This window comes from Embleya sp. NPDC127516, from assembly GCF_044765325.1.
Taxonomy (GTDB): domain Bacteria; phylum Actinomycetota; class Actinomycetes; order Streptomycetales; family Streptomycetaceae; genus Embleya.
In genome coordinates, this window is the sequence record NZ_JBIWJT010000005.1 from 23,709 (window position 1) to 38,549 (window position 14,841).

Below are 14,841 nucleotides of genomic sequence, written 5' to 3' on the forward strand. Positions count from 1 at the left end.
CGTGGACCGGCGACGCGTGTGCCATCGAACGGCCGGTACCGTGAAGCATCATGAATGCGCCGCGCACTCTTCTCGTCAAGATCTTCGGCAAGGACCGGCCGGGGGTGACGTCGAGCCTCTTCGAGATCCTGGCCGGCCACTCCGTCGAGGTCGTCGACGTCGAGCAGACCGTCACCCGGGGCCGGCTCACGCTGTGCGTCCTGATCACCACGCCGGCCGACGAGGGCCGGCTGCGGGCCGGCGTGCACCGCTGGGCGGACGGCGAGCGGCTGGAGGCGGAGATCCTCTCCGGCGTCGGCGACAACCGCCCGCGCGGCGAGGGCCGCTCGCACGTCACCGTCCTGGGCCACCCGCTGGAGGCCACCGCCTTCGCCGGGATAGCGCACCGGATCGCGGCCACCGGCGCCAACATCGACCGGATCTTCCGCCTCGCCAAGTACCCGGTGACCGCGATCGAGCTCCAGGTCTCCGGCGTCGAGACGGACAAGCTGCGCCTGGAACTGGCCACCGAGGCCGCCGAGCGCCGGGTGGACATCGCGGTCCAGCCCGCCGGGCTGCGCCGCCGGGCCAAGCGGCTGATCGTGATGGACGTCGACTCGACCCTGATCCAGGGCGAGGTGATCGAACTGCTGGCCGAACACGCCGGCTGCCTGGACCAGGTGGCCGAGGTGACCGCCGCCGCGATGCGCGGCGAGTTGGACTTCGCCGAGTCGTTGCACGCTCGGGTGGCACTGCTGGCCGGGCTGGACGAGGACGCCATAGACAAGGTCCGCGAGCAGGTCGTGCTCACCCGCGGCGCGCGCACCCTGGTCCGCACGCTCAAGCGGCTCGGCTACCAGGTGGGCATCGTCTCGGGCGGGTTCACCCAGGTCACCGACGCGCTGGTGGAGCGGCTCGGGCTCGACTACAGCGCGGCCAACACCCTCGAGGTGGTGGACGGCAGGCTCACCGGGCGCGTGGTCGGCGAAATCGTGGACCGGGCGGGCAAGGCCCGACTGCTGCGCCGCTTCGCGGCCGAGGCGGGCGTCCCGCTGACCGCGACGGTGGCCATCGGCGACGGCGCGAACGACCTGGACATGCTCAACGCCGCGGGTCTGGGCGTGGCCTTCAACGCGAAGCCGGTGGTCCGCGAGGCCGCCGACACGGCGGTCAACGTGCCGTTCCTGGACACCGTGCTGTTCCTGCTCGGCGTCACCCGCGACGAGATCGAGGCGGCCGACGCCGCCGACGTGTAGCGCCGAACCGGGACACGCGTCCCGCGACGTCGAACGCCGGACGGGCCGAGTGCGGCCGTCCGGCGTTCGAGGCGGTGCTTCGAGGCGGTGTCTCGAGGCACCGCTTTTTTCGCGGCGGGTCAGGACTCCGGCGTGGTGAACCTGGTCAGGTGCGCCGAGCGCTCCCGAAGATCGGCCCACGGAGTGTGCAGGCTCAGCACCGACACGGCCGAGGTCGGGTACTTCTCCCGGAGCCGGACCAGCGTGTCGTCCTCGCCGCTGCCCGCCAACGCGTTGACCAGCGTGGCCACGCCGGGGTTGTGCCCGATCAGCAGCAGCGTGTCGACCTCGTCGGGGGTCTCCTGGACGAGGTACAGCAGCGCCTGCGCGCTCGCCTCGTACACCCGCTCGTCGTAGATCGTGTGCGGCTTGTGGTCGTAGACCTTGCCCACGAGACGCCAGGTCTCCCGGGTGCGTACGGCCGGCGAGCACACCACCAGATCGGGGGTGATGCCCTGGTCGAGCAGCCGGTGCCCGGTCTCGGCGGCGTCCTTGCGGCCGCGTTCGGCGAGGGGTCGCTCGTGGTCCGGCCCGTCGGGCCACTCGGCCTTCGCGTGCCTCATCACCACAAGATTGCGCTGTCGGTGGGATGCCATGGGTTCAGCCTCTCAGACATCGGCCTTTGTGCACTGCGGGTCGGCGCCTCGGTACACGATTGATTCGGCACCTGGGCACACCATCGACGGGACCGCCGGCGCCGGCCGGATCGCGTCGGTGGAGCCGACACGCACGACGGGTCGGGACCGAGTATCCGGTCCCGACCCGCGCTTTGCTCGGATCTACAGGGTGGTCACCGCCAGGATCCCTCCAGCGGCGGTCCGGTTCGGGTCAGCCGACCGGCGGCTGCGGGATCCGGCGCGACCGGGACACGCCCTCGTCGTATCCGGTCGTCCCCGGGTGCGCCGGCTCGTAGCCCGGCGAGGCGTAGCCGTTCGCCCCGGCGTACGCGGGAACCGGCCGGCCGGCGGGGGCCGGCACCTCGACCGCCTCGTCGCCGTGGTCCATCTGCGGCAGCCAGTTCAGCCAGCGGGGCAGGTACCAGTTGTGGTCGCCGAGCAGGCTCATCACGGCCGGGAGCAGCAGACCGCGGATGATCGTCGCGTCCAGCAGGACCGCGACCGCCAGACCGACACCGAACTGCTTCATCGACTGCATCGACAGGGTGCCGAAGACCGCGAACACCGCGACCATGATCGTCGCCGCACTGGTCACCACGCCCGCGGTGGTGCGGATGCCGTGCGACACGGCCGACTTGGTGTCCATGCCCTTGTCGTAGGCCTCACGGATGCGCGAGACCACGAACACGTGGTAGTCCATCGACAGGCCGAACAGGATCACGAACAGGAACATCGGGATCCAGGAGACGACCGCGCCGGGTGCGTCCGTGCCGACCAGGAAGTCGCCGTAGCCGTGCTGGAAGACCAGCGTCATCACACCGTAGGCGGCACCCACCGACAGCAGGTTGAGCACGATCGCGGTGACGGCGATGGCGATCGAGCGGAACGAGACCAGCATGAGCAGGAAGGCGAAGCCGAGCACGAAGGCGAAGATCGGCAGCCGCGCGTCGGCGAGCTTGTCGTTGAAGTCCTTGGAGCCGGCGGTGTTACCGGTCACCGGGGCGTCCACGCCGTCCAGCTTGCCCAGCGTGTTCGGGATGATCTTGTCGCGCAGCGTGGACAGGGCCTTGTCGCTGGTCGAGTCGTTGCCACTGCCGGCGAGCGGGACCGAGACCTTGAAGACGTTGGTGGTGCCCTGGCGTTCGACCTCGATCGGCTCGTGCATGCGACCGCTGGCGACCGCCTCGCGGCGCAGGTTGTCGAACGCGGCGGCGAGCTTGGGGTCGTCCGGGTTCTGCGCCTTGACCACGATCTGGGCGGGCGCCGGACCACCGGGGAACGCCTTCTCGATGTGCTGGTAGGTCTGCACGATCGACAGCGAGGTCGGCAGTTCCTTGTCGATCGGCAGCTCGGAGGTCTTCATGGCGAACATCGGGACGGTCAGCGCGACGAGCAGACCGCCGGCGAGCACCGTGGTGGCCCTGGGGCGGTTGAGCACGACGCCCAGGATCTTGCCCCAGATCTTGCTGCCCTCGGTGGGACGGCGCATCTTGGCCAGCCCGGGGATCTTGCCCAGGTCGACCCGGTCACCCAGCATCGACAGGATCGCGGGCAGCACGGTGAGCGAACCGAGCACCGCGGTGAGCACGACCAGGATGGTCGCGGAGGCCATCGACTTGAACTCGCTGATGCCGGACAGGAGCAGGCCGGCCATCGCGACCATGACGGTGATGCCGGAGATCAGCACGGACCGGCCGGAGGTGGCGGCGGCGATCCGCAGCGCGGTCTCCGGGTCGCGTCCCTTGGCCCGCTCCTCACGCTCACGGCGCAGGTAGAACATGCAGTAGTCGACGCCGACGGCCAAACCGATCAGCAACATCACCGACTGCGCGTTGTCGCCGACGGGCATCAGGTGGCTGCTCAGCGCGAGCAGGCCGCCGGCCGCGATGAACGCGGTCAACGCGAGGGCCACCGGCAGGAGGGCGGCGACGACGGCGCCGAACGCGACGAGCAGGATGCCGAGCGCGAGCGGAACGGCGGTCCATTCGGCCCGGGTGAAGTCCTTGGCGATGGTGTCCTCGAACCACTTGTCGCCACTGGCGTCACCGAACTGTTCGATCGCCACGTCGGGGTGCGCCTTGCGGGCCTCGGCCACCGCGTCCAGCACGGGCTGGATGTTGTCGACGGCCTTGTCCTCCTCACCCGCCATGTCGAACTGGATGAGCGCCGAGTGCTTGTCCGCGGACAGGCCCCCCTCGGCCTCGTACGGCGAGCGCATGTGCTCCGTCGCCGGACCCTTGTTGCCCTTGATCTGCACGGCGTTGACGCGGTTGATCACGTCGTCGACGGCGGCCCTGAACCTCGGGTCCAGGGCGGGCAGCGTGTCGCTGCGCACCAGCACCATCTCGCCGGCGGGTTCCTTGATCCCCGCCTCGTCGATGATCCGCGCGGCCCGCCCGGACTCCCCCACGCCCTGGTCGACCTTGGTGATCTCCTGCGACCCCGCCATGTTGCCGATGACGACGGCGAGCACCACGAACAGCAGCCACCCGAATACCGCCGTCTTGCGATGCTGTGCACTCCAGCCACCGATCGAGGCGGCGAGATTACGCCTGGATGCCATTGGTCCCCGCTCCTGTGTTCTCCGTCGGCCGAGGGTTTCCTCGACACGGAAAAAGGTATTGGCGGGCAACCGGGGGTCACATCCTGCGGACAGGTGTCTTGATCGGGGGGCAGGCACCCCTGCGTAGTAGGGCTGGCCCTACCCCTGAGAACGAGCCTCGTGGTGACCAGTCGGGGCAAATCGGGATGCGTGTAAGGGGAAGCTTCCGCGATCAATCCGCTGACCTGCGCAAACGCGGGCAACGCCAGTCGGGGGAAGGACACATCGGACGAGGGTCGACACGTGTGCACAACGCCCGGGGCGAGGTGGGGAGTTCCCCACCGCCCGGCCGGCTCCGCGCCGACGGGCGTTCACCCGCCGGGGCACGGCCGCGCCCCGCCGGTCGGTCCGACGGGGCGGGTCTGCGAAACTCGGTCCCATGGCTGCTACATCTGGCGAATCCTCCAAGGAGCGGTACGAGCGGGCCATGGCCGCTCGCAAGGCCCGCGAGGAGCGCACCCACGCGGAGGAAGTCGCGCGGTCGAACGCGCGCAACGAGATCCTCGCCCGCAAGGCCGCCGAGGCCGCCGCGTCCGGCGCGGACGACGAGATCCGCCAGACGGTGCTGGCGCCGCCGGACCCGAACAAATCCTCCGCCAAGCAGCTCGGCGGCATCCTGGGCATCATGCTGCTGATCACCGTGCTGATCGGCATCGCCGCGACGATCGCCGCCGCCACCGGCTGATCGGTTTTCCGTCCGCCCACCCGTGCCGCTCCCGAACAGGGCCGCGGTCCCACCGGCGGCGACGCACCCGTCCCGATCCCGCGGCCCCTACGACACAGCCCGACCGCCGCGACCCTGTCGGGTCGGGCGATCGGGCTGCGGAGTGGATCGGTTGCGCCGCCGAGGATGATGCCCGGCGGCGCGGCCGCGCGGTGATCCGGCTACGCGCCGATGGCGTGCAGGCCGCCGTCGACGTGGATGATCTCGCCGGTGGTCTTGGGGAACCAGTCGGACAGCAGCGCGCACACGCCCCGGGCGGCCGGGTCCGCGTCGCGCAGGTCCCAACCCAGCGGCGCCTTCTCGTTCCAGACACCCTCGAACTTCTCGAAGCCGGGGATGCTGTTCGCGGCCATCGTCTTGACCGGGCCCGAGGAGATCAGGTTGACCCGGATGTTCTTCTCACCCAGGTACTTGGCCAGGTAGCGCGAGGTCGACTCGAGCGCGCCCTTGGCGACACCCATCCAGTCGTAGCCCGGCCACGCCACCTGCGCGTCGAAGTCGAGGCCGACGACCGAGCCGCCGGCGCCCTTGTTCGCCTCGATCAGCGGCAGACAGGCCATCGTCAGCGACTTCAGCGAGTACGCCGAGACCTGCACGGCCGTGGCCACGTCGGCCCACTCGGTGTTGAGGAAGTTGCCCCCGAGCGCGTCCTTGGGTCCGAACGCGATCGAGTGCACGACGCCGTCGAGCGAGGGCACGTGCGCGCGCACGTTGTCCGCGAGCGCCGCGAGGTGTTCGGGGTTCTGCACGTCGAGCTCGATCACCGGGGCCGGCTTGGGCAGCCGGTTCGCGATCCGGTTGACCAGCGAGAGCCGGCCGAATCCGGTCAGTACGACCTCGGCGCCCTCCTCCTGGGCCCGCTTGGCGACGTGGAAGCCGATCGAGGCGTCGGTGATGACGCCGGTGACGAGAATGCGCTTGCCCGCAAGCAGGTCGCCCATGAGTTCAGTGCCCCATTCCAAGTCCGCCGTCCACAGGGATGACGGCTCCGGTGATGTACGACGCGGCGTCCGAGGTCAGGAACTTGACCACGCCGGCGACCTCGTCCACGTCCGCGTACCGCGCGAGCGGGATCTCCTTGAGGATCTGCGCCTTGCGCTCCTCGCCGAGCACCTCGGTCATCGCGGTGTCGACGAAGCCGGGCGCCACCACGTTCGTGGTGATGTTGCGCGACCCCAGCTCGCGCGCGATCGAGCGGGCGAAGCCGACCAGACCGGCCTTGGAGGCCGCGTAGTTGGCCTGGCCCGCCGAGCCGAGCAGCCCGACCACGGACGAGATCAGCACGATGCGACCCTTGCGGGCCCGCAGCATGCCCTTGCTCGCCCGCTTGACCACCCGGAACGTGCCGGTCAGGTTGGTGTCGACGACGCTGGTGAAGTCCTCTTCGCTCATCCGCAGCAACAGCGTGTCGCGGGTGATGCCCGCGTTGGCGATCAGCACCTCGACCGGGCCGTGCGTGGCCTCGATCTCCTTGAACGCCTGCTCGACCTGCTCGCCGTCGGTGATGTCGCACCGCACTCCGAGCAGGCCCTCCGGGGGCTCGCCGGAGCGATACGTGATCGCGACCTTGTCGCCGTCGGCGGCGAAGGCCCGGGCGATGGCCAGGCCGATGCCCCGGTTTCCTCCCGTGACCAGTACGGACCGGCTCAACGGATCACTCCTTTGTCCTCGGACGTCCTGTGGATGCGCGCGCGCAGGCCGTCGGCTTGCGTCACGATGACGCTATCGGGCTACCCCGGGGTAAGGGGAATCCGGTCCGGGACAGCGTCCGCGGACCGATAGTTGTGGGAACCCGACAAGAGCCGGCGGGAAGCGGAATCATCGGCTCCACCGACCGAATCCGGCCGGCCTGCGCGCGGCAGGTTTCGTTCCGGTTGTCCGGGCGCAAGACCCGTCCGACCAGCGGACCGGTCCGACCGGCAGACCGGAATGCCGGCGACGTCGTGTCTGGTTGACTGAACGACGCGAGCCGACAGGCCGAACGTATGGAGGAATGGGTGCCCAACGAGATCGATCCGACGTTCCTCGCCTATCCCCTTCGGGAGCTGGCCGCCGCGGCCCTGTCCCGAGCCGGGGAACTGGGCGCCGAACACGCGGACTTCCGCTTCGAGCGGGTACGAGACGCGTCCTTCCGGTTGCGCGACGGGAAAACCGACTCGGCCGCGGACACCACCGACGTGGGCTTCGCGGTCCGGGTCGTGCACGACGGGGCGTGGGGCTTCGCCGCGGGTGTCGACCTGACCCCGGAAGCGGTGACGTACGTCGCCGAACAGGCCGTCGCGGTGGCCCGGGTGTCCCGCTCGGTGAGCGAGGCGGCCGGGGCGGGAGAGCGCGTCGCGCTGGCCGACGAGCCGGTGCACGCGGACGAGACCTGGATCTCGAAGTACAAGATCAACCCGTTCGACGTACCCGAGGCCGAGCGCATCGGACTGCTCGCGCGGTGGAGTCGGGAGCTGCTCGCCGCCGACGGCGTGGACCACGTGGACGCCACGTGCATGGTGGTGCAGGAGAACAAGTTCTACGCCGACTCGGCCGGCACCACCACCACGCAGCAGCGGATCCGGATACACCCCCAGCTCACCGTGATCGCGGTGGACCGCGACTCCGGCGCGTACGAGACGATGCGCACCGTCGCGCCGCCGGTCGGCCGCGGCTGGGAGTACGTCAAGGGCGAGGGCTGGGACTGGGACGAGGAGCTGGCGTCGCTGCCGGGCCTGCTCGCCGAGCGGCTCAAGGCGCCGAGCGTCGAGGCCGGCGAGTACGACCTGGTGATCGACCCGAGCAACCTGTGGCTGACCATCCACGAGTCGATTGGGCACGCCACCGAGCTGGACCGCGCGCTGGGCTACGAGGCCGCCTACGCGGGCACCTCGTTCGCCACGTTCGACCAGCTCGGCAAGCTCGAGTACGGCTCGCCGGTCATGCACGTCACCGGCGACCGCACCGTGCCGCACGGCCTGGCCACCATCGGCTTCGACGACGAGGGCGTCGCGACGCAGAGCTGGGACCTGGTCACCAACGGCGTGCTCACCGGCTATCAGCTCGATCGGCGGATGGCGCTGATGCAGGGCCTGGGCCGGTCCAACGGGTGCGCGTTCGCGGATTCCCCCGGCCATGTCCCGGTGCAGCGGATGGCCAACGTCTCGCTCCAGCCGGGCGAGGACAACCTGTCCACCGCCGAACTGATCGGCCGGGTGCACCGGGGCCTGTACATCGTCGGCGACAAGTCGTGGTCGATCGACATGCAGCGGTACAACTTCCAGTTCACCGGCCAGCGCGCCTACCTGATCGAGGACGGCCGGATCGTCGGCCAGGTCAAGGACTTCGCCTACCAGGCGACCACGACCGACTTCTGGGGCTCGATGGAGGCCGTCGGCGGTCCCGGCACCTACGTCCTGGGCGGCGCCTTCAACTGCGGCAAGGCGCAGCCGGGGCAGGTCGCGGCGGTCAGCCACGGTTGCCCCTCGGCGCTGTTCCGCGGCGTGAAGGTCCTCAACACGGTTCAGGAGGCGGGTCGATGAGCAGCGGGCAGACCGTGGTGACGCGGCCGAACGAGACGGTCGAGCGCGCGCTGGCGCTGTCCAAGGCGGACGGCTGCGTGGTGATCGCCGAGGAGACCTCGGCGGCCAACCTGCGCTGGGCGGGCAACGCGCTGACCACCAACGGCGAGACGCGCGGCCGGCGGATCACCGTGGTGGCCACCGTCGCGGGGACCGAGGGCACCGCGTCCGGGATCGTCTCGCGCGGCGGCGTGACGATGGATCGGCTGGAGGGCCTGGTCCGGGCCGCGGAGGCGGCGGCGCGCGACGCCGGACCGGCCGAGGACGCGCGACCGCTGCTCGGGGCCGGCGGCGGCCCGGACGGCGGCTTCGACCAGGCGCCCGGGCAGACCTCGATCGGGGTGTTCGCGGACTTCGCGCCCGAGTTGGGCGCCGCGTTCGGGCGGGCCCGGGAGAGCGACCGGCTGCTGTACGGGTTCGCGTCGCATCAGTTGACCTCGACCTACGTGGGCACCTCGGCCGGACTGCGACTGCGGCACGACCAGCCCACCGGGCACGTCGAGTTGAACGCGAAGTCGGCCGACCTGAGCCGGTCGGCGTGGGCGGGCGTGCCCACCCGCGACTTCCGCGACGTGGACCTCGCCGCGATGGACGCGGACCTGGGCACGCGACTGTCCTGGGCGACCCGCACGCTCGACCTCCCGGCGGGCCGCTACGAGACGCTGCTGCCGCCCACGGCGGTCGCGGACCTGATGGTCTACATGTACTGGCAGGGCGGCGCCCGGGACGCGCACGAGGGCCGTACGGTCTTCAGCAAGCCGGGCGGCGGCACCCGGATCGGCGATCGGCTCAGCAAGCTGCCGCTGACGCTGTACAGCGACCCGACCTACCCGGGCCTGGAGAGCGCGCCGTTCACCATCGCGCACGCCTCCGGCGACGCGTCGTCGGTGTTCGACAACGGGCTCGCGCTGGAGCGGACGAACTGGGTCACCGACGGCGTGCTCACGTCGCTGCTGACGAATCGGCACACCGCCGAGCTGACCGGGCTGCCGGTCGCGCCGGAGATCGACAACCTGATCCTGGACGGGCCGGCCGACGGCCCGAGCATCACGGACATGGTCGCCTCGACCGAGCGCGGGCTGTTGCTGACCTGCCTGTGGTACATCCGCGAGGTGGATCCGCAGACGCTGCTGCTGACCGGGCTGACCCGGGACGGGGTGTACCTGGTCGAGGGCGGCGAGGTGGTCGGCGCGGTGAACAACTACCGCTTCAACGAGTCGCCGGTGGACGTGCTCGGGCGGGCGGTCGAGGTGGGGCGTACGGAGCGCACCTACCCGCGCGAGTGGGGCGACTGGTTCACCCGCGCGGCGATGCCGCCGTTGCGGGTCCGCGATTTCAACATGTCGTCGCCGAGCCAGGCGCAATGACCCCGGGGTCGGAGCGGGCGGCCCGCGGCCCGCTCGTCCTCGGGCGCCGGACAGGCTGAAGCTCCGGCCGGCGCGGTACCGGCCGCGGTCCGCGGGACGCCGGGTGGGCCCGATCGGGCCCACCCGGCGTTCGGCGTCCCCGGGGAAAACCGCTGTCCCCGCGCGGGACTCCGTGCTTTCGTTGGGGTTCATCATGAACATCGTCAAGATTTCGAAGTATCTGTCCCGACACCTGCGGCATCAGCCGGAGCGGCTCGGGATCACCCTGGACGAGGCCGGCTGGGTCGACGTGGACGTGCTCCTGGCGGCGTGTGCCGCGCACGGGGTGGCACTGTCCCGGGCGGGGTTGGAGCAGGTCGTCGCGGAGAACGACAAGCGGCGCTTCGCCTTCTCCGCAGACGGCACCCGGATCCGGGCCAGCCAGGGGCACACCGTCGTGGTGGACCTGGGTCTGGTCGAGGCCGTGCCGCCCGCCGTGCTCTACCACGGCACGAGTCCCAAGAGCGTGGCCGCGATCCTGGTCGAGGGCCTGCGGCCGATGGACCGGCACGACGTGCACCTGTCCGCCGACACCGAGACGGCCCGCCGGGTGGGCGCGCGGCGCGGGAGGCCGGTGCTATTCGTGGTGCGGGCCGAGCGCATGGTCGCCGCCGGGCATGTGTTCCGCCGCTCGGACAACGGCGTGTGGCTGGTCGCGGCGGTGCCGCCGGAATTTCTGGAGCCGCTCGGCTGAGCCGGTTCCGGCGTCCGCCACTCGGGTCGGTTTGTGGCAAAGGTCCCGGCCCCGGTCTCGGTGTGGCCGGCTCGCGGGCGTACCGTGAAGGGCCGGACGAGTGTGTGGACACGTGGTCGGAGACGGTGAGGTCGTGAAGAACGCCAAGGGCTCGGTGTACCGGATCAGTGGTGCGCGCAAGGGACTGACCGAGGACGTGGCCGGGCGCCAACGCCGGTACGTCATCTCGATGTCGATCCGTACCGTGTGCTTCGTCGCGGCGGTGTTCACGCCGTCGCCGTGGCGGTGGATATTGGTCGCGGGCGCGCTGTTCCTGCCCTACATCGCGGTGGTGTTGGCCAACGCCGGGCGCGAGCCCACCTCGAACACACCCGTGCAGGCGCAGTTCGTGCCGCCGCTCCCGCCCAAGGCGCTGGAGCCGCCGCCCGGCGCGGTGCTCACCAGCGCCGAACGACAGACCGTGCACACCCACGCGGAAGACTCGTGGACGATGCCCGCCGGACCTGCTCCGACCGCCGGCGCGGAGCCCACCGACCGTTCCTCGCACACGAATTCGGATACGCACGGTGACACCGGGGGTGCCGACCGGGGCCATGCGGGCGACCCGGCGGGGGCCCCCTCTCACAGCGTCAAAAATTAGCGGTAAGCGCTACGCGGGTTGGTGCTTCAACCGCATGCAGGACGTGCCATACTTCGAAACGTGCTCCGTATCCCCCGTCGGAGCGACCGACGCGATGCCGGGCGGCTCCCCCCGTGGCTGCCCGGCATCGCCCGTGTCCGGGTCGTTTGACTGTCAGGCAAGTCGACACTCGCGCGGTTACCGCACCAGCCCGTTGCTTACTGAGAGCAGCGCTCCGGTTGGTGTCTGACGCCAAGTCAGCTTCCCGTCCGACGCATCGCGTCCGGTGTGCCGACCTCGTCTGAGACACTGGTGGGCATGTTCCCCACCCCCGCCGATCCCGTCCGGCCGATCTGTTCGGCGAAGGGCTGTCGTGCCGACGCCCGGTGGGTCCTGGCCTGGAACAACCCCAAGCTGCACACCCCGGAACGGCGCAAGACGTGGCTCGCGTGCGACGAGCACCGTGAGCACCTGTCGCAGTTCCTGGCGATTCGCGGATTCCTCAAGGACACCGTGGCGTTCGCGGACTGGCACGACCCGCAGGCCGCCGCCGGTCCGGCCACCGAGGGTTCCTGACCCCTGCCGGGCAATCCGCGCCGCGCTCGCCTGCGCCGTGGCGAACTCCCTTGCCCACGAGGAAGGTTGATCGAGCCCGCGGCTCCCCCGCACGAACGCCGGGTCGGCCGCGGACAACGACGCTCGGTCGCCGACGAGGGTCGGCAGCGGACGACGCTCGGTCGCCGACGAGGGGCCGGTCGCCGAGAGCGGATCAGCCGCCGATGGCCGACATCGGTCGGTCCGGCTGGAGGAACTCCGGGTCGTCGATGCCCGCACCGGCCTTCTTGCCCCACATCGCGGCCCGCCAGCGGTCCGCGATCTCCGCGTCGTCCGCGCCGCCGCGCAGGGCGGCCCGCAGGTCGGACTCCTCGCGGGCGAACAGGCAGTTCCGGATCTGCCCGTCGGCGGTCAGCCGGGTCCGGTCGCACGCGCCGCAGAACGGGCGGGTGACCGAACCGATCACGCCGACCGTGCCCGGACCGCCGTCCACGAGCCAGCGCTCGGCCGGATTGCTGCCCCGGGCGTCCTCGGGGTCGAGACGGAACGCGCCGCGCAGCGAGGTCAGGATCTCGCCCGCGGTGATCATCTCGGCGCGCTTCCAGCCATGCTGCGCGTCCAGCGGCATCTGCTCGATGAAACGCAGTTCGTAGCCGCGTTCGAGGCACCACGCCAGCAGCGCGGCGGCCTCGTCGTCGTTCACCCCGCGCATCAGCACGGTGTTCACCTTGACCGGCCCCAGGCCGGCGTCGACCGCCGCGGCGAGTCCCGCGAGCACGTCGGCGTGCCGGTCGCGCCGGGTCATCGCCTTGAACCGGACCGGGTCGAGGGTGTCCAGCGAGACGTTGACCCGATCCAGCCCGACCTCCTTCAGCGTGCCCGCCAATCGGGCCAGACCGATCCCGTTCGTGGTGACGGAGAGGGTGGGGCGCGGCTCCAGGGCCGCGGCGTCCCGCACGATCTCGACCAGTTCGCGGCGCAGCAGCGGCTCGCCTCCGGTGAACCGCACCTCGCGCACACCGAGCACGGTCACCGCGATCCGGACCAGGCGGGAGATCTCCGCACCGGTCAACAGTTCGGGCTTGGCCAGCCAGTCCAGGCCCTCCTCGGGCATGCAGTACGTGCAGCGCAGATTGCAGCGGTCGGTCAGCGACACCCGCAGGTCGGTCGCCACGCGGCCGAAACCGTCAACGAGTCCGCCGGTGCGGTGGTGCGTGCTCACCTTCGACCCCCTTTTCCTGGTTCCGGCAAGTTTCCCAGGTTACGCGGGTCACTCCGACCGCCGGGGTCCCCGGGGTACGAGTGGGGCGGTCGATCGGTTGCAGTGGCGTATCCCACACCGGCATCGACAACCGTGAGTCGAATACCGGACGTGATCCACGAGAGGATCCAGGCTCACTACGAGGAGGCTTCACCGGTGAGACACGCAGCGGGCAGCGGTGCACAGCCCGACGAAGGGGGTACACCCGACGGAGCGCACTTCCTGGACACCTCGTGGCAACAGCACACCATGGGCCCGGCAGGCACATCCGGCACTTCCGGCGCATCGGGCCCACCGGGCCCACCCGGCGCGTTCGACGCGGCGACCACGCCGGTCCCGGCCGACTGGTACCAGCGTGATCAGCAGTCCGTGCCCACGTCCACGCCGGAGGCCCCGGCCGCGCCGGCGAGGCCCGCGCGCACGGACGAGCCCGAGCCGCCGCGGCGCGGCCGACGCAAGCTGGTCGTCTGGTCTCTCGCGGGCGCGCTGGTGCTCGCCGGAGCCGGGGCCGGAGCAGTGCTGTTCCTCGGGAGTGGAGACGACAACGACAAGAAGGACCGGGCTGGTTCGGTGGGCGCGGATCTGACGCCCGGCGCCACCACCGCTGCGTCCACGCCACCGGCGGCAGCCACGACCGCGCCGCCCACCGGCGCCCCGTCCTCGTCCCGACCGCCGTCGTCGAGCAAGCCGCCGAGTTCGTCCTCGTCGGCGTCCTCGACCGCGAAGGCGCCGGCCAACGACGTGGACGCGCCCAAGGATCCGAGCGCGCTCAAGCCGGCCGCCTACGCCGCGTGGAAGAGGATCGACGCCGCGATGGCGGCCGAGGGCATCAAACTGAACCTCAACTCCGGCAAGCGCGGCTGGGCGCATCAGCAGCGGCTGCTCGACGACAAGATCGCCGAGGTCGGCTCGCGCCAGGAGGCGCTGCGCTGGGTGCTGCCGCCGGAGAAGTCGATGCACGTCCAGGGCGTCGCGGTGGACATCTACCCGGCCAACGCCCAGGCCTGGCTCCAGGCCAAGGGCAGCAAGTACGGCTGGTGCCGGATGTACGACAACGAGGCGTGGCACTTCGAGTACAACGCCTCCTACACCTCCGGCTGCCCGAAGCGCCTCCCGAGCGCACTGGACTCGTAGCCGAAGAGGCTCGATCGGGGCCGGGTACGCGGGGCCATGGGAGTGACCTCGCGACACCCGGCCTCGACCCGCTCGTTGTACGCCGTGTCCGCCGACGAGTCTCGGCGGGCGCGGCGTCGGGGCGTGGGATCTCGGGGCCGTCGTAGCGGAGAGGCTCTCCTGTGCGAGGTTCGGCCCTGATCGCCCCCAACCCCGATCCCAACCACCGCCGCCCGTTCGGCATGGTGCCGCTGCCGTACCCGGTGCCGCGGGCGGCCCGCCCGGCACCCGCGATTCCGCCGCCGGCGCCATGGGCTTCGCCGGCCCCACCGCAGCCCTGGTACCGCGCCGACTGGCGCTAGTGCCGCGCCCCGCGACGTTTGCCCCGTCGCGGCGCCCGGCAGGGCACGACATGG

General features: G+C 71.0%; 13 protein-coding genes. 8 read left to right on the forward strand and 5 right to left on the reverse strand.

Features of this window, described 5'->3' with window-relative positions; all coding sequences use genetic code 11:
* Window positions 1-50: 50 nt before the first annotated feature.
* Window positions 51-1,235, forward strand: a complete 1,185-nt coding sequence (gene serB, locus ACIRL2_RS10750; RefSeq protein WP_395862737.1) for a phosphoserine phosphatase SerB — start codon at window positions 51-53, stop codon at window positions 1,233-1,235.
* Between the two features lie 119 nt (window positions 1,236-1,354).
* Here serB and ACIRL2_RS10755 read toward each other — a convergent pair whose 3' ends face one another.
* On the reverse strand, window positions 1,355-1,870 hold the full coding sequence (locus ACIRL2_RS10755; protein WP_395862735.1) for a SixA phosphatase family protein: 516 nt from the start codon (window positions 1,868-1,870) through the stop codon (window positions 1,355-1,357).
* Window positions 1,871-2,102: 232 nt separating this feature from the next.
* Complete coding sequence (locus tag ACIRL2_RS10760) at window positions 2,103-4,454, reverse strand: MMPL family transporter (protein ID WP_395862733.1); 2,352 nt, start codon at window positions 4,452-4,454, stop codon at window positions 2,103-2,105.
* A 418-nt stretch (window positions 4,455-4,872) separates the two neighbouring features.
* Between ACIRL2_RS10760 and ACIRL2_RS10765 the strand changes: the two genes are divergently transcribed.
* A complete protein-coding gene (locus ACIRL2_RS10765; RefSeq protein ID WP_395862731.1) occupies window positions 4,873-5,178 on the forward strand; it encodes a hypothetical protein in 306 nt (101 codons plus the stop codon).
* Between the two features lie 200 nt (window positions 5,179-5,378).
* Here the strand turns inward: ACIRL2_RS10765 and fabI are convergent, their stop codons facing one another.
* Entirely contained in the window at window positions 5,379-6,158 is a 780-nt protein-coding gene (gene fabI / locus ACIRL2_RS10770; protein ID WP_395862729.1) for an enoyl-ACP reductase FabI, read from the reverse strand.
* A 4-nt stretch (window positions 6,159-6,162) separates the two neighbouring features.
* Window positions 6,163-6,867 (reverse strand): 3-oxoacyl-[acyl-carrier-protein] reductase, encoded by a 705-nt coding sequence (fabG, locus tag ACIRL2_RS10775; RefSeq protein WP_395862727.1) that lies wholly within the window; start codon window positions 6,865-6,867, stop codon window positions 6,163-6,165.
* 347 nt (window positions 6,868-7,214) lie between these two features.
* On the opposite strand from fabG, the gene ACIRL2_RS10780 reads away from it, so the two are divergent.
* From ACIRL2_RS10780 to ACIRL2_RS10800, 5 genes are all read left to right on the forward strand, one after another.
* The gene (locus ACIRL2_RS10780; protein WP_402231593.1) at window positions 7,215-8,738 is read left to right on the forward strand and encodes a TldD/PmbA family protein; all 1,524 of its coding nucleotides are present in this window, start codon (window positions 7,215-7,217) and stop codon (window positions 8,736-8,738) included.
* The gene (locus ACIRL2_RS10785) at window positions 8,735-10,144 is read left to right on the forward strand and encodes a metallopeptidase TldD-related protein (protein ID WP_402231595.1); all 1,410 of its coding nucleotides are present in this window, start codon (window positions 8,735-8,737) and stop codon (window positions 10,142-10,144) included. Before ACIRL2_RS10780 ends, ACIRL2_RS10785 begins: the two co-directional genes overlap by 4 nt.
* A gap of 193 nt (window positions 10,145-10,337) precedes the next feature.
* Window positions 10,338-10,877: an RNA 2'-phosphotransferase gene (locus tag ACIRL2_RS10790; protein WP_395862722.1), complete on the forward strand. Its 540-nt coding sequence runs from the start codon at window positions 10,338-10,340 to the stop codon at window positions 10,875-10,877.
* Window positions 10,878-11,010: 133 nt separating this feature from the next.
* Complete coding sequence (locus ACIRL2_RS10795) at window positions 11,011-11,517, forward strand: DUF3099 domain-containing protein (protein ID WP_402231597.1); 507 nt, start codon at window positions 11,011-11,013, stop codon at window positions 11,515-11,517.
* 297 nt (window positions 11,518-11,814) lie between these two features.
* Window positions 11,815-12,072 (forward strand): hypothetical protein, encoded by a 258-nt coding sequence (locus ACIRL2_RS10800; protein ID WP_395862719.1) that lies wholly within the window; start codon window positions 11,815-11,817, stop codon window positions 12,070-12,072.
* A 193-nt stretch (window positions 12,073-12,265) separates the two neighbouring features.
* On the opposite strand, the gene moaA is transcribed toward ACIRL2_RS10800, so the two are convergent.
* A complete protein-coding gene (gene moaA, locus ACIRL2_RS10805; protein ID WP_395862717.1) occupies window positions 12,266-13,273 on the reverse strand; it encodes a GTP 3',8-cyclase MoaA in 1,008 nt (335 codons plus the stop codon).
* 195 nt (window positions 13,274-13,468) lie between these two features.
* Here moaA and ACIRL2_RS10810 point away from each other — a divergent pair, with 195 nt between their 5' ends.
* Window positions 13,469-14,446, forward strand: coding sequence for a D-alanyl-D-alanine carboxypeptidase family protein (locus ACIRL2_RS10810; protein WP_402231600.1), 978 nt, complete (start codon window positions 13,469-13,471; stop codon window positions 14,444-14,446).
* The last annotated feature ends 395 nt before the right edge of the window (window positions 14,447-14,841 follow it).

What these genes read in the sequence shown, in the direction of transcription:
- ACIRL2_RS10785 (WP_402231595.1), top strand. Translation starts at nt 8,735, where the DNA reads ATGAGCAGCGGGCAGACCGTGGTGACGCGGCCGAACGAGACGGTCGAG.
- ACIRL2_RS10760 (WP_395862733.1), bottom strand. Translation starts at nt 4,454, where the DNA reads ATGGCATCCAGGCGTAATCTCGCCGCCTCGATCGGTGGCTGGAGTGCA.
- serB (WP_395862737.1), top strand. Translation starts at nt 51, where the DNA reads ATGAATGCGCCGCGCACTCTTCTCGTCAAGATCTTCGGCAAGGACCGG.
- ACIRL2_RS10755 (WP_395862735.1), bottom strand. Translation starts at nt 1,870, where the DNA reads ATGGCATCCCACCGACAGCGCAATCTTGTGGTGATGAGGCACGCGAAG.
- fabI (WP_395862729.1), bottom strand. Translation starts at nt 6,158, where the DNA reads ATGGGCGACCTGCTTGCGGGCAAGCGCATTCTCGTCACCGGCGTCATC.
- ACIRL2_RS10765 (WP_395862731.1), top strand. Translation starts at nt 4,873, where the DNA reads ATGGCTGCTACATCTGGCGAATCCTCCAAGGAGCGGTACGAGCGGGCC.
- ACIRL2_RS10800 (WP_395862719.1), top strand. Translation starts at nt 11,815, where the DNA reads ATGTTCCCCACCCCCGCCGATCCCGTCCGGCCGATCTGTTCGGCGAAG.
- ACIRL2_RS10790 (WP_395862722.1), top strand. Translation starts at nt 10,338, where the DNA reads ATGAACATCGTCAAGATTTCGAAGTATCTGTCCCGACACCTGCGGCAT.